Raw genomic sequence first — 21,229 nt, 5'->3', positions numbered from 1 at the left:
AATGAGGAAGTAGAAAACGGCCGACCAGCCCGAGGGATGGTTAGCCGTTTTTTCGTTTATGATTTTATTGTTTTACCGGTATCTGCAATCAAGAACGCCTACTTCAGCAGTTCCTTCGAAGTAGAAGCCAACGCTTTCAGGTACTTCGCGGTAGTTTGGTTAGTATCCTAGTATACAATATTTTCCCAATCACTGTATGCACTTTTATTAATCCCAGCAGTAGTCTGTCAGTTCTTCGAACATGACATCGGGTGGAATGCCTTAAGCTTTTTCACACGGATCAACATCCGATATGCCTTTTGATCTGTCGATTGCATGGATCTTTAGCGTTCTCCAGACAGGCGGGTATTTTTTCTTCATGTTCCTCCCATACAACCGCTGCGTTGGTAAAGCGCAATTTGACTCGTTTCAATAAGTAACAACTTAATCGATTCCTTATCATACTAAAATTTATAGGGGGACTTACGAGTTAAGGCAACAAGTTATTATTCGACTTTGTACTGTGCGGCTGTATCTGGTTTTCGTGGCCCAAAGGTTCTCTTAGTAGACGAATCATACGGAATATTCATCTTATTCAGACCTAATGCATCGTAGTTTAAATATTGCAAATGTTCTATTATAAAAACAGCTGCACTACTTAGCGATAAAGTTTCAATTAGATTGAGAATACAGGCTGTAATAGAATGCGTTTCCAAGGGCTACTTATTCTTTTTTAGGCTTAAGGGCTAGTCAACTATTCTTGTTTCGGATTGATAGGTGATCGTCTTTTTCAATTAAAGAGAACCAAATACTATTACATGAATACTAAGTTTCAGGGAGGAATAAATTATGACTATACAAATAAAAAATCAAAACAAGCTCGATCATGTATTGAGAGAAATTCGTTCCCGGCGTGAAGAATTTGAAGAGAAGCGGCACGTACCAAAGGACATGATAGCGCAACTGAAGGAATTGGGTATCTATCGCGCCCATGCGCCGCAGTGTTTTGGAGGAGATGCCCGTTCGCCCATGGAGTTCTTGCAGTTAATCGAGAATATATCCGAAGCGGATGGATCGGCTGGATGGGTCGCGAGCTTCGGCTCTGCTGCAATCTACCTAGCGGCTTTACCTCGTGAAACACTCGCTGAACTGTATGCAGAGGATCCGGATGTGGTCTTCGCAGGCGGGCTGTTTCCAGTTCAACCCGCAGAGAGAGTGAATGGCGGCTGGCTTGTTAACGGTCTTTGGAAGTTTGCAAGCGGATGTAAGGGAGCCGATCTTCTCGGCGTTGGTATTGGTACAGGGGAAGGCGGCAAGCCACTGACTGCTGTGTTAAGACCTGAAGACGTTGAAATTATCGAGAACTGGGAAGTAATTGGGATGCGTGGAACGGGCAGCCATGACTTGCGTGTGACAAACGTCTTCGTACCTGACGAACGTATTTTTGTCCGTGGCGGTGACTCTTCTATTCAAGAGCCGATTTTCCAATACCCATCCATCGCTTATGCAGCGCAAGTACTAGCGGTGGTAAATCTCGGAGTAGCCCGTGCTGCGCTAGATGAAATTATTAAGATGGCCGGACGCACAAGTATAACAGGTGCACCTAGAATGGCCGATCGAGCTTACCTGCGCATCTCTGTAGCAAAGGCAGAAGCTACACTAAGGTCAGCGCGAGCCTTCTTCTACGAGACTACTGAATCCGCTTGGAAATCGATCCTGAAAGGTGATGGTGTCTCGGATGAACAAACGAGCATGCTACGTCTGTCTGCTGCTCAAGCTGCCCGAGAAGGTGCTAGCGCCGTGCAATCAGCCTATCTCCTTGCCGGTACTTCAGCTATTTACAACGGACACCCGCTACAGCGATATCTGCGTGATGCAATGGTCGTGACCCAGCACGCGTTCCTGAACGAGAGCATGTTTGAGGGTGCTGGATCAGTACAATTGGGTGTACCGCCAATGAAAGGTTTTATTTAAAAACGGTCAATCAGTGAAGAACGCCCGTGTCAGAAAAAATTGTGTATGATGAAACATTCACCGCTGTTTCAATAAACAAGAACGTAAAACGTTTTAGCCCCATAAAACTAAATTATTAAAAACATACTGTAAAGGCGTCATTGCGTAGCGGAAAGTTCTTATGTCTTCCCTTCTCTCCGCTCCGGAAAGACGCCTCTTTTATTTATTTTAATACCTCAGTAAATGCCAGCCAACTCCACTTGATTGAAATAAAAATAACCGCCTCTCTGATTTGAGAAATCCTCTCAGATAGCTGTCTGTCGTACTTCAATAAAAACCAGACTTTCCTTACAGTACTGTATACTTTTTTAAGCACATAAAAAACGAGATTCATTTACAGAATCTCGTTTCTTGAGTTACAGTTGTACAATCTTAGGCGTTAGTCATTCTTAAGGGTTAAATCTCTAAGTTCATCAACTAATTCGGGTACTTTACTTTCAAGGTATTCCCATTCTGTATTATAAGCTAAATCTAAAAACTTTTTTTCCTCTTCTTCCGGAAGTTTAAAAAGTTCTACTCCCGCATTTTTCAACTCTTCAATCTCCTTTTTATCCAACTCATCGTAGTATGCAACCATCTTTCTTTCATAATCAGCGGTAGCGGCTAGAATTGCTTCTTGGTCTTCAGCAGAAATTTCTTTCCATTTATCATCATTCATTAGTATCGTACAATTTTGTGTCCAGAACGGATGATCCAACACATACTTAGAAGAATCTGTCCAACCATCTTGTCTAGGCCCATTAAAGCCGCCATATACAAAACCTTTTACAACACCTGTCTGCAAAGACGTATATACCTCGGAAGGATCGATCATCGCAGATGAGATTCCAAGCTTTTCGAAAAAACGTGTATAATTTGGAGCAGATCGGATTGGCATCTTTTCCAAATCATCAACACTATCAATAGAATCGTTTAACCATAATCTTGGAGACCCAGTCAGCCAGCGCCCTAAATACCTGACATTCATCTCTTCATGACGTTCCGCCATTAGATCATAGAAACCATTTTCTCGTTCTTCCCATGGTTCAATTTGGGAAAGGGCTATACTAAGTGTTTCAGGTGCAAGTGTTTGGTATTGTCCAATATAAGTAAAATTAATATCCATCACACCAGAATTCATAGCTTCGAATTGCTCCCCTATAGGGATCACATCGGCACCGCCTCGCCAATTCACCTTAACCCTTCCCTCTGTCACCTCTTCAACATCTTTATTCCAATCATGCAGCGTTGCTGTTAATGGATGATCTTTTGGCAAGAAGCTAACTGCATTTAATGTTATTCCTTTTGCGCTACTTACTTCTCCATCCTGTGAACATGCAACTAATAAAAGAATCATTAGTACAATTGCCATTACTTTAAATGTCTTGATACTATTTCTCATTCATTTTCCCCCTTAAATTCTTTCAGTATTACGATTTTTTAGTTCTGTATTTACTTAACAAAACTAGGTAACCACAATGTCAGTGATGGAAATATAATCATTAAGGCCATTACTAGTAAATTTAATAGGATAAATGGAATGACTGCCAGATAAATTCCCTTCATAGATATCGTTCCCTTTGGTATTACTGCCTTCATAGCGAAAAGATCCATCCCAAACGGCGGCGTGATTGTGGCAATTTGCATATTTAGAAGCATAATCGCTCCAAACCACAGAGGATCGAAACCCAAAGACTTAGCTATAGGCATTAATACTGGAAGTGTCATCATCATTATTGATAAAGGTTCCATAAAGCAACCTAATAGAAGTAAGACCATTTGAATCAATATCAAGATCATGATGGGGTGGATTTCTATGTTGCCTACAAGTTGCACAAGACCTCCTGTAACTCCCGTGTAACTCAATATTTGACCAAAAGTTGTTGAACCGATAATAATCATAAATATCATGACACTGGATCTTAGCGTCCCAGTTAAGGAATCCCAAAATTTCTCCCAAGTTAAACCTCCATAAAACATGGAAAGCACTATAGTACCGAGTGCGCCTAAAACAGCACTCTGAGTTGGGGTTGCATACCCGAGTATAATTAGACCTAATAGAAGAAATACAATAATTCCAAGCGGCAAAATATACTTGATCGTCCCGATTAACTTTTCACTAATTGATACTTTCTCAACATCATAACTCGGTGCTAATTCAGGTTGTAAATAACATCTTATAATAATATACAAAATGAAAATGAATGCCAGAAGAATCCCAGGTATAACAATCGAAAACAAAAAATGCCCCACTGGAATTGATGCAAGCGAAGCAAGCAAGATTCCTAACGCTGTAGGTGGTATCATTGTGGCTAAACCCGCGCTACCAAGGATTGGACCAACTGTCATGGCGGGACTGTAACCCTTTTTTTGCATATCAGGAACTAGCAAGGAACTTAACAATGCTGTACTTGCAACACTAGAACCGCTTAATACTGAAAATAACGTTCCACTGCCCACGGCCACTATGCTCAATCTACCGGGCAAATTCCCAAACCACTTACCCACTGCATCCAATACTTTGAAACCTAGTCCTGTTCGGAACATAATCTCACCCATCAATATAAACATGGGAATAGGCAGCAAGGAAAACTTTGAAACTGAGGAGAATATGTTTAGGACTAATTGATTTAATCCCGCTTCGCCATTCCATAATACAATTACACCAACAATATTAATTGCAAGAAATGAGAATGCTATTGGTAAACCGATCATAAATAGAATGAACATACTTCCGAAAACAATAGCTAGTGCAACCCACCATTCCATCTCATTTCCTCCTAGGTTTCTATTTCAGATTTTTTTACTAACGCAAACAGATTTCTAATAAATTGTATAAAAACAAATATAAAACTTATAGGAATTATTAAGATCAGTAAGTAGCGAGGAATTTCTAAAATAGTCTCAGTCTTTATTCCTCTCTCATATAAATTTAATACAGCTATAAATCCATACACTGTAATTACCAAAGATATTACAGCTCCTAAGCAGGTATTCAGTATTTCTAACCTTCTTCTGTTTCTTTTACTCATTCTATTTATTAATAAATCTAATTTAATATGACCATCTTCCTTTAATAGCCACGCCACACCTAAAAACGTTAACATTACAAGTAGATATTCTGAAACTTCCATTATCCAAGAGAAGGAGTAATTAAAAAACTTCAATGCAACGATATCCGTAATTATGAGTAAACTAATTATAATGATTACAATACGTCCCATTACAGCCAAGAAGTTTATTATCAAATCAAAAAACTTGTCTATTTTGGTAAACATGCCGTTCCTCCTCTCTCACAAAACAATCAATTAATGTAAGTTAAAGCTATATATTCTGACAAATTACAACTGACTAGGTTATATTGAGATAACCTAGTCAGTTGTAAAAAATGTAATACTTTTAATTAACTTCTTTTAAGCTTCCACTACGCAACTTAACGTACACGATCTTTCTCTTGAACTGTTAGAAATCCTAAATGCTGCAGCAAGTCAACAAACTTTGTTAAAGTCTGAAGTTGGTAGTTGTCGATATCCTTGCCATCGAATTCATAAAATCCTTTTTTTACTTTCATTCCGATCTCACCATTTTTCATTTTCTCTTCAATAATCATAGGCGGTGCAAATCGATCGCTTTGTAGTTCACTCTTCAGATAATTACTTGCGTGAAAAAGAGTGTCGGCTCCTCCCCAATCAATGAACTCTAAAAGTCCCATGACAGCAAACCTAATTCCAAATCCATTTCTGATAGCTTTATCCACGTCATTAGCAGAGGCTACTCCGTCTTCAATTAGTCGGGCCGCTTCATTCATTGCCAAAGCTTGAATCCTAGGAACGATAAATCCAGGAGAAGGTGCACACCTTACTGGTGTTTTCCCTATTCTTTCAAGCAACGTAAACATCTTTTGTATAGCCTGTTCACTGGTGTTACTTCCCGCACTTACTTCTACGAGCGGGATTAAATGCGCAGGATTCAGCCAATGGGTATTCATAAATCTTTCGTTATTTGTCACAAATTCTGCTAAATCATCAACTAAGAATGTAGAAGTTGTGGAAGCTATAGGCGTTTTCTTTGGAATTTTAGAACAAAATCTTTGGAAAACCTCTTGTTTAATCTCTTTGACTTCTGGAACTGCTTCAAAAAAAATATCAATCTTTTCCCATTCAAGTGTCTCATCATCGTCTCGACAAATCTTCACACGATCTAATACCCGGTTCACAGATTCTTGTGGGACAACATTTCCATATACTAGAATATTTAATTGATTTTTAATTTCTTCGAAGGATTGAATATAAAGTTGTTCAAATTCACTCTTTTCTCTTTTCTTTATATCCATTAAATAAACTTCATATCCTTGGTAGGCGAACGTCAATGCAATTCCTCTTCCCATTCGTCCGGCGCCTGCAATAGCAACAATTCCATCAGTTAACCTCATATTGCATTAATCCCTTTTGAAGAATATTTTTAAGTTCTTCCGGTGTTTTAGTGGATAGCATAAGGTTTTCAAGTGTCCTCCCTTGTCCCCTTAGGTCTTCTTCAACTACACTTGATGCGATTGCAAGCAGTCCGGCAGCAGTTGGCACCGAGATTCCTAACCAGTCCCCAATAGAGACTAAAAAGGCAAGTCCGCATTCAATGTCTTCTCTCATATAACGATGTGTTCTTAAATCCAAAGGTTCGAACCAATCTTCACCATCTACAAGTTTTTCATGTGCACCATTCCCGTACATCCATTCATCTCCATCCAGATTGTAATGATCATCTAGAGGAAAATGAGGAGCCTTATAACCTAGTGCTTCACGGATCATAATTCTCTCTTCATCCAATGCTTTATGGACATTCCTAACAGATTTTTGAGTACCTTCATTGTGTATGTCCCATTTATCAAAATGTTCTATCGGACCAGCATTCATTAATATAAGTGGCGGGTGAATAATTGGACCCGCGTTCATTAAGGCGCCACTTAGTGCATCTTCAACTAGCTCTACGGAAGGGAATGCCTCTTTCAAAATATCAAACCCATATTGGGATTCGTCACTTGGAAAGAATCCTGTTGGCAGCCGAGTAGCCCTTCCTGAAATGGATACTGTGTGCTCATCATATTTCCTTGCTAAATATGGAAGAGTTCCTGTTTCCGCAAATACTACGTTTGCTTTACATCCTTTTTTCTGGAGTATATCCGCCATAACATAACTTCCAAATGTACCCGGCGGTAAAAATAGGACTTGACCATCTTCTAACACAGGTGCAAGTTGTTCCGCTATAGCTTCTTGTGTAACAGCTGGTAATGGAATAACAATCAACTTTACACCTTGAACAGCTGCCATTAAATCATTTGTTGCTAGTTTTATAGGGACTGAGCGTTTTCCTGTGGCATCTATCACATCAATAGATTGATTTTCCAATACGTCCTGAAACGCTTCTTTATCCCGCCTCCATAGTCTAACTTTATGTCCCTTTTCAGTTAAATCCACCGCCGCAGCATAACATCCATTTCCCCCGCCAATCACCGCTATTTCCATCAGTATATTCCCCCTCGTATATTTAGTTAGAATACTCGTCAATAAGTTCGTATAACCTCTCATGGTATACAGATCCAGGCAATCCTTTATCGTCAGCACTTTGAACTGCTTTTTCTTGTATTTCTCTTAAAAGATCATCCCATTTACTGCTTTCCTCTTCAGTCAATGGGATAACTTCCAGCTCATGCTCCTCTTGACTCCATTTCATTGAATCTTCAACATGCTTATCTAAATATTTTCCTGCAAACTGTCCCATTTCACTATTTAGTTCATCTATTACTTCTTGAACATCCTTAGGAAGTGACTCCCACGTATCTTTGTTCATTACGGATACGAAACTTGTAATAGCAAATGGATAATCTGTCACAAACTTTACTGTCTCGGCAAGTTTGAAGTCCTTTAAAACTTCACGCGAAGAAACATTTCCTTCTATTACACCTGTTTGCAGTGCCTCAGGTACTTCAGCTTGCGACATTCCAACTGGAGCTGCACCAAGCCTCTCCATAACAGGTGTTAATCCTCCTGATATCCGTAATTGTTTCCCAGTCATTTCTTTAAGATTTGAAATGGGTACTCTACTCTGGATATAAGATGGTTCTGTGGCAAAAGCGGTGATAACTTTAAAGTCTTTTAATGCTTCTGGTGGATACTCTTGGATTAGACTATTTACAACTCGACTTGCAACTTCCGAGTTAGGATAGCCCGATGGAAGGTCTGATATTTCAAGCAAAGGGAAACGCCCAGGTTCATACGTAGTGGCAGTCAGGCCAATATCGGCAGTGCCATTTGCTACTCCGTCAAACATATTGTTCGCTTCCAGTAAAGTGGAACCGTAAAACATGTCAATTTTAACTTTCCCATCAGTCCTGGATTCTAATTCTTTCGCCCACTCTTTCATTTGTATTGCGGGAAAAGTAGAGTCAGGTGCAAAAAATGCGTACGATAACTTAATCGGTTTATCAGCTGCTTTCGCAGACTTTGATTCCACATCTTCCGTTCCACAACCGGCTAACACAAAAAATAAGAAAGTGAATAGAAAAAATACTATTGAACGATTTTTCTTATCCTCCACAACTTCTCCCCATTTCTCTTAATGTTGGTAAGCGTTAAAGTAACTAATGTTTGTTTTTAGTGCTTGCACCCATTGCTGAGATGTTTCATAACAATCACCAATTTCCAAAACTCTTTTATCACAAAGTGGTTTTCCGATAATTTGGAGTCCTACCGGAAGCTCGTCCTCAGTAAATCCGCATGCTACAGAAAGTGCAGGAAAACCTAAAATATTTGCAAGTGGCGTTTTACCGAGAGTAAACATATTGCTTATTGCTTGTTCAGGAACCATCGTACCTATATCAAATGGCGGCTGAACATTAGTAGGACCAATAAGGGCATCAATTCCTTTCATTTGCTCTAATGTACGACCGATGAATTCATTTCGAGTACGCTGAGCAGTTAAATAGGCTGATGCTAATTGATCTTGACCATACTTGAACCTGAATTTTAAATCGTCTCCATATAACTGACTATGGTTTTTCAAGATAGGATTATGGAAAGAAAGCACCTCAGTTTGGGCTATTACTTTTAAGCCCTCAAGCGCTTCTTGGATTCCAGGTAAATCAATGGGAACTATTTCAGCGCCAAGAAGTTCTAACTGATTAAATGCCTTCTCAATTACACGCTTCACTCCTGGATCAATGCCGGAAAACATATAATCTTGATAAAAACCTAATTTAATTCCCTTAAGATTTTTTAATGGCTCATTTAATTGAACCGAACAGCTTTTCTTTATAGAGGAATGGTCAAGCGGATCATGGCCCATCATTACCTCAAGCATAGCTGCTGAATCTTTAACCGTTCTAGTCATTGGTCCGACATGATCTAACGACCAACTAAATGTAAAAGAACCATATCGGCTTACAAGACCATATGTCGGTTTGAAGCCTACTGTTCCGCACATGGCTGCTGGCAGTCTTACAGAACCTGCGGTATCTGTTCCAATTGAGCCAAAGACCATACCTGTCGCAGTAGCTATTGCCGAACCACCACTAGATCCACCAGGTATCTTTTTAATATTCCAAGGATTTTTCGCACTTCCATAATGCGGATTCTCAGTTGTTGCGCCCATAGCGAATTCATGGAGATTTGCTTTACCTATAATCACGGCTCCTGCGTCTTTCATTTTCTGCACAGAAGTAGCGTCCTTATTAGGAATCCAATCTTCAAAAACTTTAGATCCGCCAGTCGTACGTATACCTTTTGTTTGAAGTAAGTCCTTAACAGATATAGGGATACCATGTAAAAATCCTCGAACCTTACCGTCATAAATTTCTTTCTCTAGTGTCCTTGCTTGGTTTATTGCTTCTTCCTCCATCAATGTAATAAACGCATTAAGTGTAGGATCATGCTCTTTAATACGATTGATTGATAATTCAGTTAATTCTACAGGTGATAATTTTTTATTCTGTATCAATGAACTTACCGTTTCAATGTTTTCAAATAGGAGTTCACTCATCTTAATCCTCCTCATAGTTTTCGAGAGTAAAAATAAATGCCGGTTCTTCAAACATTAATTCTGCAATGTCTATCCCAAACTTATAGTTTAAGTACTCAGTCAATTCCATTAACACCCCTCCTTTCTAACCTATAGCAGTAAATTTCATATTAACTATATGTTAAATAATATAATACCTGGGAATATTATCAGCAGTGCAATAAATGCTACGTACCCTATTAGAAAATATGAAGACCCTTTAAAAACTGTGGTTATAGGGACATCCTTAGCTAACCCTTGTACAATAAAGGCATTGACTCCAACTGGCGGCGTAATTGCGCCCATGCTTGTGACAACACATAGAATTACCGCAAACCATACAGGATCGTAACCAAGTGCTAAAACAGTTGGATAAAAAATAGGTATTGAGATTATTAAGAAACCAAGTGCATCCATAATAGATCCGCCAATGACATATATAATTAAAATTGAAATTAAGATAACAACTGGCGGAACAGATAGGTTAGTTACCCACTCCGCGACTGCATATGGCAATCTTGTAATAGTTAGAAAACGACCAAATACCATTGCACCAACTACAAGCATTAATACCATCGCAGAGGAACGAAGCGTACCAGCCATGGCAACCAAGAAATTTTGCTTGGTCATTTTTCTCATTACTAAAGAGATTAATATTGCACCAAACGCACCGAACGCACCTGATTCTGTAGGCGTAAAGATGCCAATAAACAGACCACCAATAACAAATACGAATAATACTGCTACTGGAATAACACCCTTTAATGATACAAGCCTTTCCTTCATGCTTGACTTCTCACCAGCAGGACCTAGTTCAGGGTTCTGTCTGCACAAGTAAATCACTGTGAGAATTAAAATACCAGTTAAAAAAATACCAGGTATAATGCTTGCTACAAACAACTCTTTGACCGATTGCTCCATCTGTAAAGCAAGTACAATTAATACTGTACTTGGAGGAATGATGATTCCAAGTGTTCCTCCTGTTGCAATACTTCCTGTACTAAGGGCATTGTCATATTTATATTTTTTTAGTTCTGGAAGAGCCATAGTTCCCATAGTTGCCGCAGTCGCTGAATTGGATCCGCAAATTGAAGCAAATCCTGCACTTGCTAAAATGGTAGTACTTGCCATTCCACCACGAAAATGTCCAACCCACTTATAAGCTGCGTCAAACATTTTCTCTGTTATCCCTGTTCGAAATACAATTTCCCCCATCAAGATATAGAGAGGAACTACGCTTAATGAATAGCTAGAAAACTGATTCCATAAATCCGCGCTCAAAACGTTATATGCAGCTTTTGGCGACGCAGCTATAACGAGTCCGACAAATCCAACGATAAACATCGAAAAACTTATTGGCATTCTAAAGAACATTAAAAGAAATAGTGCTAGGATTCCTATAACAGCTAAGAGATTCGGGTCCATTTTAAGAATCCCCTTTCCAGATCAAAATAGTTTCTTTCACAAGAGCGAGGACCAATCCCAGAAATCCGAGAGAACATAAAATGACAATTGGATAAAAGGAAAATTGAATGGTTTCTGAAACTACTCCTCCATCCCGTAAGTTAATGCCGAATAAAGCAAGTTGCCAAGAAGCTATAATAAAAAACGCTATGCTTAACACGTTCATTATTGTGTGGATAGTTTTACGGATCAAAGGAGGAAAATTATTTATGAGCATATCTATATAGATATGCCCTTTATTCAATTGAGTATAGCCAAGAGCAAAAACACCCGTAACCGCTCCAAGCCAGCTAACAATCTCTACTGTCCCTGAAATCGGATCCGAAAAGAGACGTTTTACAGAATTAAAAACAATCAATAACATCATTGATATTAATGCCACTCCGGCAATGGCGGCAAAAAATCGATTTAAGTATTCTGTAGACCTAAAAAACAGATTTGAAGAATCGGCTATATTTCTTTCTGCCTTGTCTTCCAAAGGTTTAGTATTGTCGGCATCAAATTCTAAAACTTGATCATTTCTCATTCTCGCCCCTCCATATCTAAAGGAATAATTCTTTCAGTGCTGTTATACTTCTCGATCAACTCTTTCATTTTCTCCAAGTATTCGTCGGCAGGCAGCCCCTCTTTTTGTAGTTTTTCGACAGATTCTTTCTGCATGTCGCTTAACTTTCCATCCCATTTTTCTTTCTCTTCTTTCGATAACTCGACAACCTCAAGCCCTTCTGTATCTATACTCCATTCAATAGACTCTTGAACGTGGTTATCTAGGTAATCTCCAGTAAATTCCGTCATTTCTGCATTTAAATCTTCAATTACTGACTGAACATCCTCGGGAAGTGAATCCCACTTTTCTTGGTTCATAACAGCAATAAATGTATTTAAAGCCAATGGATAATCTGTTACATAACCAACTACTTCTGCAAGTTTTGAATCCTTAAGAATCTCTCTTGAAGATACATAGCCCTCCACAATCCCTGTCTGTAATGCTTCAGGCACCTCCGCCTGTGACATACCGACTGGCGCCGCTCCAAGTTCTGACATAATAGGTGCGAGTGCGCCAGCTATGCGCAATTGTTTTCCTTTTAAGTCAGCTAATGACGAGATAGACTTTTTACTTTGTATATATGCCGGTTCAGTGGCAAATGTAGTGATGATCTTAAAATTCTCCAGTGCTTCTGGTGGATACTCATTAACTAAATCAGCTGTAACTTTACTAGCAACCATCGCATTTTTATAACCAGAAGGCATATCTGAGATTGATAAAAGCGGGAATCTGCCAGGCTCATAAGAAGTTGAAGTTAAACCTATGTCAGCTGTGCCATTCTCCACGCCGTCATACATATTATTGGCTTCTAGTAAAGTTCCACCAGCAAAGAGATCAACTTCTACCTGCCCATTTGTTCTTTCCTCAAGACGCTTTTTCCACTCTTCCATTTGAATAGCTGGAAATGTATTAGGGGGAGCAAAAAAAGCATATGTCAATTTAATAACTTCACCTTTTCCTTTTTCACTGCCACTTGCCTCTTTACTATCACTACAAGCAGAAAGGACAATAGCTATTAATGCGGTTGACAGCAAGATAAATAGTTTTTTCATCATTTCACTTCCCCGTATTGTCTAAATAATAGTAGGGAGATAAGTCTCCCTACTATTATTTGAATTTTATTCTGTAACATTAGTTTTCAACTAAGAAAAATGGACGGCCGATAGAAGCCTCCAAACGAAAATAACGATCTATACCCGTTTCACGAAAAGAATGTGTCATATCGGTAACTGTTTGCAAACTTGGTACGTCATAGATAAAACAAGCATGCCAATTATTGGGGCCAGCATGTCCTGTCGTTAAAATATCACGGTCAAAGGTTGCCAACAACTTGGATCCGTTACCTTTCCATTCCTCAATGATAGATTTAAGCGTTGGTAAAAGTTCTTTTTCCTTCTGTTCTTGAGTAGTATCAAACCACCCAGTAGATTCAAATGTAATAAAGACTCGTAACGGGTTCGGTACTTGTGGTGCGCCATGTTTAATTCCCAATCTTTCCATCTCCTTTTTCATCTCATTAGTAATCCGCCATTAATATCAAACGTGGAACCTGTTATATACCCTGCAGCATCCGAAGCTAAATATGATACTATGCCAGCTACTTCTTCTTCTCTTCCAAATCTTTGTACAGGTATGCTATCTTTCATCTTTGCCAATTTATTGGTATCAATATTTTTCATTTCAGGTGTTTCAATCGCAGCTGGGGCAACTGCATTTACAGTGATTCCTTGGCTGGCAAGAGATCGTGCAAATGTTTTAGTAAGTACAAGTTGACCTGCTTTTGAAGCACAATAATGTGCCCCGGAAGAAAGTGGCCCAGCTTGACCGCCGTAAGAAGAGATATTTATGATCCGGCCACTTTTTTGGCTTTTCATGGTTGCCAATACGGCCTGTGAGTAGAAGAAAGTCCCGCCTAAATTCACTGATAAAATTTTATTCCACTCTTCTTCAGTCATATCTTCGATTGACGTTTCCTTGCGCACTCCAGCATTATTTACCAATATATCAATGCGGAACCATTCTCTTAAGATTTCATTGACACTATGCTTTATGGCTGCGACATCAGAAACATCCACTTGTAAGAACTTTGAATTTGAAAGATATGGTTGTAAATCAGCAGAGTTTTTAACCTCATTCAGCAATTGTTGATTCACATCAACAAAAACTACTTTCATTTCTTCAGATAAGAATTTTTTTGCAATTTCAAGACCCAACCCTTGGCCAGCTCCTGTAACTATTGCAACTTTTCTTTCCTCATTGATCTCGCTCATGACATTTTCCCTCTCCTAGTCTATTAAAATTTCTTGTATAACCTTCATAGCATTCCGACCGGAGACTTTCGCTATATCTTTTATCGTGTAGCTTCTTTTCACCATCCATCCAATCATGTTCTTGATTGCTTCTGATGGATTTTCCAGACCTTCAACATACGGAGAGATTTCAAATGCTTCACCACTATGCGAATCCGATATACCCAGCATGTCGTCAAAAGCATTTTGTAAGGCAACATGGTCTCCAAAAAATGTATCAGGTCCAAACCCGACGTGATCTATGCCTACCAAATCTTTCACATACTCAAAATGCTCCATTACCGAGTCGATAGAATGTATTGGAAATGTTTTTGACATGGTTGTGTTCGGAGCTGCACATATGCCTATGATCCCGCCTTTTTCGGCACATGCTTTTAAAACATGGTCAGGTTTCATTCTAGGGGTATTCCATAATGACCGAGCACCTGCATGAGTCATCAGAACAGGCTTTCTGCTCGCTTCGATAATATCCAAACTGGTTTGGTCTCCACAGTGTGAAATGTCTATAATCATCCCTAATGTGTTCATTCTCTCGATCACACGTCGGCCAAAATTTGTTAAGCCGCCGTCACGCTTTTCTGTCAGTCCTGAGCCAAGTGTGTTGGAGTCATTATAAGTGATCCCCATGCATCGAATACCAAACCCATATAAAATATCAACACGATCAATTTCATTTTCTAAAATGCTCGCAGCCTCTAAAGATGGTAAAAGAGCAGTTTGTTTCTGACGTTTAGCTCTCAATAGGTCTTTATAGGATTTCGCTAAGAACACGGTATTTTGATGATGGATATCAGCGTATCTCATACCGAGTAAATAAATAACATCATCCCACTTCAATCCATTTTTAGAGGTAATAGTAGCAATGCCATCCATGAAATTCTCAAATATTATATCTACTCCGGATTTGGCAATCCCTTCATAGTGGAAGAATGTATGCATTTCACTACAATACGGTCTAATATCTTTCGGATTTTTAGGGGAAATAAATCCATGGTCTCTCAATGACACTATAGGATTTCTATTCATTATCTCATCCAACTTACTTAGTTCATCTTCAGACAAATCTAAAGTATATTCAGGTACACGACCAAGCTCTGTAGACAGCTCATATTTTTTGTAGTCTTTATTAGTTTTTAAATATCCAAAAGATGTATAACCATCATAATATTTTTCATTCATCGTTTTTCCAAAACCTTTTCCTTTTCAAATTCCTCTTTCAAAGGAAAGGCATCTTGCCACCTTTTCTTATTGTCATCATACAAGCCTTCACTATACAGGTTCTTCAATGACTGATTTTCCAGTTTTAAGGGTTCTTTTCCTTTTTGGAATTCTTTTACTTCCTTCAGCAGGATACGGCGCATATGAATAACAGGTAAATCACTCGTGCCCAGACGTTCATTCGTTCGATCTACAATCGTACCCATCGCTTCGGTCGCGGCGTGGTCCTGGTTGGCGATCCCCCGGATCCCTGTGAAGTTCCCAGTTTTTTGCAAGTCTCGGTCCTGATTATATTCGTTCTCCTTATTGACCTGCTTTTTAAGGTTTTCATCCAGCTTCAGGCCACGTCGGTCATGTTGTGCCTGGACATCAATTGCACGGTTATGGGCAAACTGCACGTCCCATGTCCAAGTGCTGTGGTCATCCCGCGGAATAAATGCATGCCACATCCCATCCTCCCCTCCAAAGCGAGGTGGATATGTGTAGAATGGGAAAATATAATGGATCTCCATAAAGGCATTTTCTTCTTCCGTGCCAATCCCAACAGCTACACAGCGCTTGCCATAATTCGTGTCCTGTACAGATTGTTTGACCGGCGGATTTTTCACCAATGGATGGTTGGGATCAATACCCAAGTCACTGCTTAGGATTCCTTCTTCTGTTTCCTGATTGCCATGTGCTTTATGGAGGAATGCCGCATGTACGTAGTCCAGGTCATTTTCCATCGCTTGTGCATAGTTACATTCCTGCCAAACTCGTTCAACCAATTTATTCTCATCCGGCAGTCCCACCCAATAGAATTCCGGGAAGTCAGGTTCTGACCCTTCCGGCCCCATATATGTCCAAATGATACCGCTTACTTCTTTTGTCGGATAACTCTTTATCTTAATGGATTCTCTGAATTTCCCATCCGTCGGTTCTGATGGTATTTCCGTACACTCCCCCTCTGTATTGAACTTCCACCCATGATACATACAACGCAGGCCGCAGCCATCATTGATTCCGTAGTAAAGGGAGGTTCCACGGTGCGGGCAGCGTTCATCGATTAGCCCAACTTTCCCCTCTGTATCCCGGAAGGCGACCAGGTCTTCGCCCAGCAACTTCACACGCTGTGGCTTCCCATCGCTTTCCAATTCATGAGTCTGCAGAGCCGGAATCCAATATCTCCGAAATAACTCACCCATCGGTGTGCCTGCATCTGTCTGTGTTAGCAACTGATTATCTTCTTTTGTAAGCATTTTAATTTCCCCCTTAAAATATTGTTTCTAAACGAGTAGATTTGAATTGTGTACTGCTAGAATGTATTCTTGCAGTTACCGAAAATAAGCAACCGTATTTGCAGATCAGTCGTCATTTAATACGAAGCTTATAAAAGTAAATATATTTGGCTTTGTAAATTCATAGACAATATGTTCTTCATGACTGTTATTTTCCTCTGTTACGCAGGTCTATTGTTTTATTTAAAGTAAAATCTGAATAACTATATACAGCTCCTATGTATAAAAACAATAATAGGAAATTAGAATCTAAGAACTTACTTGTACAACAGTGCTGTTTGATAACCATGTATTGTATAATGGTGAAAGCTGTGAACAAGTTCTAACACCTCATAAATTCACTCCAAAATTTTATAATTATTATAGGAATATTCCTTAATCCCATGTAATGATAGCGCTGTCATTTATAAAGGGATATCTGCTATATATCTGTAAGAACAATACTATCTTATTAAATACTCAAAAACATTACACTATTAGGTCTGAATTTTCTTTCAAATCAAACTATTGATACTAATTATTCTGGAATATTAAACTGATTTGACACTGTATCTCTAATCACTTTACTCTTTCGACCAACTGTAGCAGTTCCCCATACGGCCCTTCAAAGAGTATCATGCGTCCCCCTTCAAGTGTGGTATTTGGTGAATCCGTTTGAAATATAACATTTTTCTCCTTAAACTCCTTAATAGCATGATCGATATCGTCAACGGTGAAAGCTAAATGATTCACTATTCCATTTTTGTTATATTCTTTCTGCAATCCCAAATCTCTAATTAACTCAATTTCAATCCCCGGCTGTTGCTCCAAATACAAAAATGCTAATTCTTTGTCTTTTGTATTCCCGCGAAGACGGACCTTATATCCTATCAACTCAGAGTAAAACTTGATAGATGTGTCCATATCTTTTGTAACGATGGCTATATGTTCTATTTTTAATTCCATTCTAATCACTTTCCTTTCCATTCTTCGAGATACTTAATTAAAATAAGCAAAAACAAAAGATAACAAAATCTTAATTAAACTTCTCAAGAAAAAAGATTAATCAAGACAGGATATTTTTCCGTCTCATTAATCTCTTCGTCCACTCTTGTTAAATTCCCGCAACGACTGAACTCTTTTTACTCTCTTCACCCATAACACTCGTACTGTGAAGAGGCTGAACTTTCGCACTTGGATCAATATAAACCTTTGCATTGCTCACTGCGGTCGGCGCCTCTCCAAATCCACTAGCGATGAGCTTAACTTTGCCTTCATACGTACAAATATCACCTGCTGCGTAAATCCCTTCAATATTTGTCTCCATTTTAGAATTCACAACAATGCTATTTTTTTCGATTTCCAGACCCCAGTTTTTAATTGCCCCCAATGATGAAATAAACCCATAATTAACAATGACATCATCAACTTCAATTACCTTTATATCCTCACCTTTAACTTGTTCAAGAATAACATGTTCTATTTTGCCTTCACCTTTAAATTCCTTTGGTACATAAGGAGTCATTACATTCACACGGGAACTGTGTAATTTTTCCACACTTTTTTCATGAGCCCTAAACTTATCTCTTCTGTGCGCAAGTGTGACTTCCTTGGCAATCGGCTCAAGCATAAGCGCCCAGTCAACTGCAGAGTCACCACCGCCAAAGATCTGCACTCTTTTCCCACTAAATTTATTAAGATCATCTATAAAGTAATGTAAGTTTTCATTTTCATATTTCTCAGTTGATTTTAATTCGATCTTTTTCGGATTAAAAGCACCATTTCCCGCAGTGATAATAATTGTTTTAGCGAAGTGACTATCCTTATTTGTAGTTAACTTGAAAACCCCATCCGATTGTTTCTCTACTTCGCTCACCGATTCACTTAATGCAATGACTGGGTTAAATTGCTTCATTTGTTCTAATAGACTATCTACTAACTCTTGACCTGTAACTTTTGGAAATCCTGCAACATCATAAATGTATTTCTCCGGATATAAAGCGGAAAGTTGTCCGCCCAATTGAGGCAGACTTTCCAGAATTTTTACCGATGCATTGCGAAGTCCGGCATAAAATGCTGTAAATAACCCTACCGGACCTCCACCAATAATTATAATATCGTAAACTTCTTTTTTTTGAGACATCTTGGTCACTCCGATTCTAGTCTTTTTCATACAAAGACAATAAATTACTTACATGTTTTTGACGGATTAAACTCTTGAATAATCTTTTTCATCTTCTAGAGCTTCTTTATTGAACGGTTCATCAGAAACTTCAATAGAACCACTAGGACAACCCTCATGAGCATCTTCTAAATCATCATGTAACTCTTCAGGCACTTCTACAATACCTTTATTTTGATCAAGTAGTACAAAGGAAACTCCATCATCGTCGTGATCATATATGTCTGGTGCCGTCGCCCCGCACGCACCACAAGCAATACAAGTTTCTTGATCAACAATTGTATATTTCACCATCTTTTATCCACTCCATCTTGATGTATTAAAAACATGAATGTTCACTTGGAAGTATGTTCTAGATTCTTTTTAATAGACCAAAGTCATGATAGTTCTCCCGGATAATTAACTTTTTACTTTATCCATGTCTTTTTCAAATTCCTCTTTCAAGGGAAAGGCATCTTGCCATCTTTTCTTATTGTCATCATACAAGCCTTCACTATACAGGTTCTTCAATGACTGATTTTCCAGTTTTAAGGGTTCTTTTCCTTTTTGGAATTCTTTTACTTCCTTCAGCAGGATACGGCGCATATGAATAACAGGTAAATCACTCGTGCCCAGACGTTCATTCGTTCGATCTACAATCGTACCCATCGCTTCGGTCGCGGCGTGGTCCTGGTTGGCGATCCCTCGGATCCCTGTGAAGTTCCCAGTTTTTTGCAAGTCCCGGTCCTGATTATATTCGTTCTCCTTATTGACCTGCTTTTTAAGGTTTTCATCCAGCTTCAGGCCGCGTCGGTCATGTTGTGCCTGGACATCAATTGCACGGTTATGGGCAAACTGCACGTCCCATGTCCAAGTGCTGTGGTCATCCCGCGGAATAAATGCATGCCACATCCCATCCTCCCCTCCAAAGCGAGGTGGATATGTGTAGAATGGGAAAATATAATGGATCTCCATAAAGGCATTTTCTTCTTCCGTGCCAATCCCAACAGCTACACAGCGCTTGCCATAATTCGTGTCCTGTACGGATTGTTTGACCGGCGGATTTTTCACCAATGGATGATTGGGATCAATACCCAAGTCACTGCTTAGGATTCCTTCTTCTGTTTCCTGATTGCCATGTGCTTTATGGAGGAATGCCGCATGTACGTAGTCCAGGTCATTTTCCATCGCTTGTGCATAGTTACATTCCTGCCAAACTCGTTCAACCAATTTATTCTCATCCGGCAGTCCCACCCAATAGAATTCCGGGAAGTCAGGTTCTGACCCTTCCGGCCCCATATATGTCCAAATGATACCGCTTACTTCTTTTGTCGGATAACTCTTTATCTTAATGGATTCTCTGAATTTCCCATCCGTCGGTTCTGATGGAATTTCCGTACACTCCCCCTCTGTATTGAACTTCCATCCATGATACATACAACGCAGGCCGCAGCCATCATTGATTCCGTAGTAAAGGGAGGTTCCGCGGTGCGGGCAGCGTTCATCGATTAGCCCGACTTTCCCCGCTGTATCCCGGAAGGCGACCAGGTCTTCGCCCAGCAACTTCACACGCTGTGGCTTCCCATCGCTTTCCAATTCATGAGTCTGCAGAGCCGGAATCCAATATCTCCGAAATAACTCACCCATCGGTGTGCCTGCATCTGTCTGTGTCAGTAACTGATTATCTTCATTTGTAAGCATTCCAAATTCCTCCTCACTTCATTGTGTTATTTGAGTGGACAACATTTTTATAATTCAACCGTTTTAGCTAGTTCAAGTTGTTCAATTTTCCCACGGAAGAAAATTAGCGGCTCTCCTTGGTCATCATAAGAAGCATTTTTCACTAGACCCGTCACAATATAATGATCACCGCCTTCAATAATATCTGCTACTACACATTCTATTGTTGCTAAGTTATCCTCGAGAATAGGCACTCCTTCTTCGGACAGTTTATAAGCTGCTCCTTCAAATTTATCGCCTGAACTTTTAGCATATCTCCAACATTCTGTCTCCTGGCTTTTTTTCAGTAAATTAACTGCGAAAGGATGATCTCGTTTAAGCGCTTTCAAACTGCCCGATCTTTTATCTATACAAACTAAAATCAGCGGCGGATCTAATGATAATGAAGAAAAAGCATTAGCAGTTAATCCAATCTTTTCTTTCCCATTAATTGTTGTAATTACTGTTATCCCAGTTGCAAAGTGTCCAACCGTGTTTCTGAATTCTCTCGGTTCAATCATTTTTAATACCTCCT

General features: G+C 39.4%; 20 protein-coding genes. 1 reads left to right on the top strand and 19 read right to left on the bottom strand.

What is annotated here, in order from left to right:
• Positions 1-828: 828 nt before the first annotated feature.
• Complete coding sequence (locus MKY93_RS03540; protein ID WP_340758268.1) at positions 829-1,953, top strand: acyl-CoA dehydrogenase family protein; 1,125 nt, start codon at positions 829-831, stop codon at positions 1,951-1,953.
• 418 nt (positions 1,954-2,371) lie between these two features.
• On the opposite strand, the gene dctP (MKY93_RS03535) is transcribed toward MKY93_RS03540, so the two are convergent.
• From dctP (MKY93_RS03535) to MKY93_RS03445, 19 genes are all read right to left on the bottom strand, one after another.
• A complete protein-coding gene (dctP, locus tag MKY93_RS03535; protein ID WP_340758267.1) occupies positions 2,372-3,373 on the bottom strand; it encodes a TRAP transporter substrate-binding protein DctP in 1,002 nt (333 codons plus the stop codon).
• 50 nt (positions 3,374-3,423) lie between these two features.
• A complete protein-coding gene (locus tag MKY93_RS03530) occupies positions 3,424-4,740 on the bottom strand; it encodes a TRAP transporter large permease (RefSeq protein ID WP_340758266.1) in 1,317 nt (438 codons plus the stop codon).
• Positions 4,741-4,751: 11 nt separating this feature from the next.
• Complete coding sequence (locus tag MKY93_RS03525) at positions 4,752-5,249, bottom strand: TRAP transporter small permease (protein ID WP_078817092.1); 498 nt, start codon at positions 5,247-5,249, stop codon at positions 4,752-4,754.
• A 155-nt stretch (positions 5,250-5,404) separates the two neighbouring features.
• Entirely contained in the window at positions 5,405-6,403 is a 999-nt protein-coding gene (locus MKY93_RS03520; protein WP_340758265.1) for a 3-hydroxybutyryl-CoA dehydrogenase, read from the bottom strand.
• Positions 6,390-7,490: an NAD/NADP octopine/nopaline dehydrogenase family protein gene (locus MKY93_RS03515; RefSeq protein WP_340758264.1), complete on the bottom strand. Its 1,101-nt coding sequence runs from the start codon at positions 7,488-7,490 to the stop codon at positions 6,390-6,392. The genes MKY93_RS03520 and MKY93_RS03515 overlap by 14 nt, the downstream gene beginning before the upstream one ends.
• 22 nt (positions 7,491-7,512) lie before the next feature.
• On the bottom strand, positions 7,513-8,562 hold the full coding sequence (locus tag MKY93_RS03510) for a TRAP transporter substrate-binding protein (protein WP_340758263.1): 1,050 nt from the start codon (positions 8,560-8,562) through the stop codon (positions 7,513-7,515).
• An 18-nt stretch (positions 8,563-8,580) separates the two neighbouring features.
• Entirely contained in the window at positions 8,581-10,002 is a 1,422-nt protein-coding gene (locus tag MKY93_RS03505) for an amidase (protein WP_340758262.1), read from the bottom strand.
• 153 nt (positions 10,003-10,155) lie between these two features.
• Positions 10,156-11,445: a TRAP transporter large permease gene (locus tag MKY93_RS03500; protein WP_078817087.1), complete on the bottom strand. Its 1,290-nt coding sequence runs from the start codon at positions 11,443-11,445 to the stop codon at positions 10,156-10,158.
• Between the two features lies 1 nt (position 11,446).
• On the bottom strand, positions 11,447-12,010 hold the full coding sequence (locus tag MKY93_RS03495) for a TRAP transporter small permease (protein ID WP_176132503.1): 564 nt from the start codon (positions 12,008-12,010) through the stop codon (positions 11,447-11,449).
• Positions 12,007-13,083: a TRAP transporter substrate-binding protein gene (dctP, locus tag MKY93_RS03490; RefSeq protein ID WP_340758261.1), complete on the bottom strand. Its 1,077-nt coding sequence runs from the start codon at positions 13,081-13,083 to the stop codon at positions 12,007-12,009. Before dctP (MKY93_RS03490) ends, MKY93_RS03495 begins: the two co-directional genes overlap by 4 nt.
• A 79-nt stretch (positions 13,084-13,162) precedes the next feature.
• Positions 13,163-13,522, bottom strand: a complete 360-nt coding sequence (locus MKY93_RS03485; RefSeq protein ID WP_245799455.1) for a hypothetical protein — start codon at positions 13,520-13,522, stop codon at positions 13,163-13,165.
• A gap of 17 nt (positions 13,523-13,539) precedes the next feature.
• Positions 13,540-14,301 carry an SDR family NAD(P)-dependent oxidoreductase gene (locus MKY93_RS03480; RefSeq protein ID WP_340758260.1) on the bottom strand — a complete coding sequence of 254 codons (762 nt, stop codon included), beginning with the start codon at positions 14,299-14,301 and terminating at the stop codon, positions 13,540-13,542.
• Between the two features lie 15 nt (positions 14,302-14,316).
• Entirely contained in the window at positions 14,317-15,519 is a 1,203-nt protein-coding gene (locus tag MKY93_RS03475; RefSeq protein ID WP_340758259.1) for a dipeptidase, read from the bottom strand.
• A complete protein-coding gene (locus MKY93_RS03470) occupies positions 15,516-16,796 on the bottom strand; it encodes a Rieske 2Fe-2S domain-containing protein (protein WP_340758258.1) in 1,281 nt (426 codons plus the stop codon). Before MKY93_RS03470 ends, MKY93_RS03475 begins: the two co-directional genes overlap by 4 nt.
• A gap of 597 nt (positions 16,797-17,393) precedes the next feature.
• Positions 17,394-17,780, bottom strand: a complete 387-nt coding sequence (locus tag MKY93_RS03465) for a VOC family protein (protein WP_340758257.1) — start codon at positions 17,778-17,780, stop codon at positions 17,394-17,396.
• A gap of 148 nt (positions 17,781-17,928) precedes the next feature.
• Complete coding sequence (locus tag MKY93_RS03460; RefSeq protein WP_340758256.1) at positions 17,929-18,957, bottom strand: NAD(P)/FAD-dependent oxidoreductase; 1,029 nt, start codon at positions 18,955-18,957, stop codon at positions 17,929-17,931.
• Between the two features lie 66 nt (positions 18,958-19,023).
• A complete protein-coding gene (locus MKY93_RS03455; protein ID WP_340758255.1) occupies positions 19,024-19,290 on the bottom strand; it encodes a ferredoxin in 267 nt (88 codons plus the stop codon).
• Positions 19,291-19,395: 105 nt separating this feature from the next.
• A complete protein-coding gene (locus tag MKY93_RS03450) occupies positions 19,396-20,676 on the bottom strand; it encodes a Rieske 2Fe-2S domain-containing protein (protein WP_340758254.1) in 1,281 nt (426 codons plus the stop codon).
• A 47-nt stretch (positions 20,677-20,723) separates the two neighbouring features.
• Complete coding sequence (locus MKY93_RS03445; RefSeq protein ID WP_340758253.1) at positions 20,724-21,215, bottom strand: flavin reductase family protein; 492 nt, start codon at positions 21,213-21,215, stop codon at positions 20,724-20,726.
• Between the last annotated feature and the right edge of the window lie 14 nt (positions 21,216-21,229).

Source organism: Sporosarcina sp. FSL W7-1283, from assembly GCF_038003105.1.
Classification (GTDB): domain Bacteria; phylum Bacillota; class Bacilli; order Bacillales_A; family Planococcaceae; genus Sporosarcina; species Sporosarcina newyorkensis.
This window is presented reverse-complemented; position numbering and strand designations above follow the sequence as displayed.

What these genes read in the sequence shown, in the direction of transcription:
- MKY93_RS03540 (WP_340758268.1), top strand. Translation starts at nt 829, where the DNA reads ATGACTATACAAATAAAAAATCAAAACAAGCTCGATCATGTATTGAGA.
- MKY93_RS03530 (WP_340758266.1), bottom strand. Translation starts at nt 4,740, where the DNA reads ATGGAATGGTGGGTTGCACTAGCTATTGTTTTCGGAAGTATGTTCATT.
- MKY93_RS03455 (WP_340758255.1), bottom strand. Translation starts at nt 19,290, where the DNA reads ATGGTGAAATATACAATTGTTGATCAAGAAACTTGTATTGCTTGTGGT.
- MKY93_RS03450 (WP_340758254.1), bottom strand. Translation starts at nt 20,676, where the DNA reads ATGCTTACAAATGAAGATAATCAGTTACTGACACAGACAGATGCAGGC.
- dctP (WP_340758261.1), bottom strand. Translation starts at nt 13,083, where the DNA reads ATGAAAAAACTATTTATCTTGCTGTCAACCGCATTAATAGCTATTGTC.
- MKY93_RS03515 (WP_340758264.1), bottom strand. Translation starts at nt 7,490, where the DNA reads ATGGAAATAGCGGTGATTGGCGGGGGAAATGGATGTTATGCTGCGGCG.
- MKY93_RS03465 (WP_340758257.1), bottom strand. Translation starts at nt 17,780, where the DNA reads ATGGAATTAAAAATAGAACATATAGCCATCGTTACAAAAGATATGGAC.
- MKY93_RS03475 (WP_340758259.1), bottom strand. Translation starts at nt 15,519, where the DNA reads ATGAATGAAAAATATTATGATGGTTATACATCTTTTGGATATTTAAAA.
- MKY93_RS03460 (WP_340758256.1), bottom strand. Translation starts at nt 18,957, where the DNA reads ATGTCTCAAAAAAAAGAAGTTTACGATATTATAATTATTGGTGGAGGT.
- MKY93_RS03495 (WP_176132503.1), bottom strand. Translation starts at nt 12,010, where the DNA reads ATGAGAAATGATCAAGTTTTAGAATTTGATGCCGACAATACTAAACCT.
- MKY93_RS03470 (WP_340758258.1), bottom strand. Translation starts at nt 16,796, where the DNA reads ATGCTTACAAAAGAAGATAATCAGTTGCTAACACAGACAGATGCAGGC.
- dctP (WP_340758267.1), bottom strand. Translation starts at nt 3,373, where the DNA reads ATGAGAAATAGTATCAAGACATTTAAAGTAATGGCAATTGTACTAATG.
- MKY93_RS03480 (WP_340758260.1), bottom strand. Translation starts at nt 14,301, where the DNA reads ATGAGCGAGATCAATGAGGAAAGAAAAGTTGCAATAGTTACAGGAGCT.
- MKY93_RS03500 (WP_078817087.1), bottom strand. Translation starts at nt 11,445, where the DNA reads ATGGACCCGAATCTCTTAGCTGTTATAGGAATCCTAGCACTATTTCTT.
- MKY93_RS03445 (WP_340758253.1), bottom strand. Translation starts at nt 21,215, where the DNA reads ATGATTGAACCGAGAGAATTCAGAAACACGGTTGGACACTTTGCAACT.
- MKY93_RS03525 (WP_078817092.1), bottom strand. Translation starts at nt 5,249, where the DNA reads ATGTTTACCAAAATAGACAAGTTTTTTGATTTGATAATAAACTTCTTG.
- MKY93_RS03520 (WP_340758265.1), bottom strand. Translation starts at nt 6,403, where the DNA reads ATGAGGTTAACTGATGGAATTGTTGCTATTGCAGGCGCCGGACGAATG.
- MKY93_RS03505 (WP_340758262.1), bottom strand. Translation starts at nt 10,002, where the DNA reads ATGAGTGAACTCCTATTTGAAAACATTGAAACGGTAAGTTCATTGATA.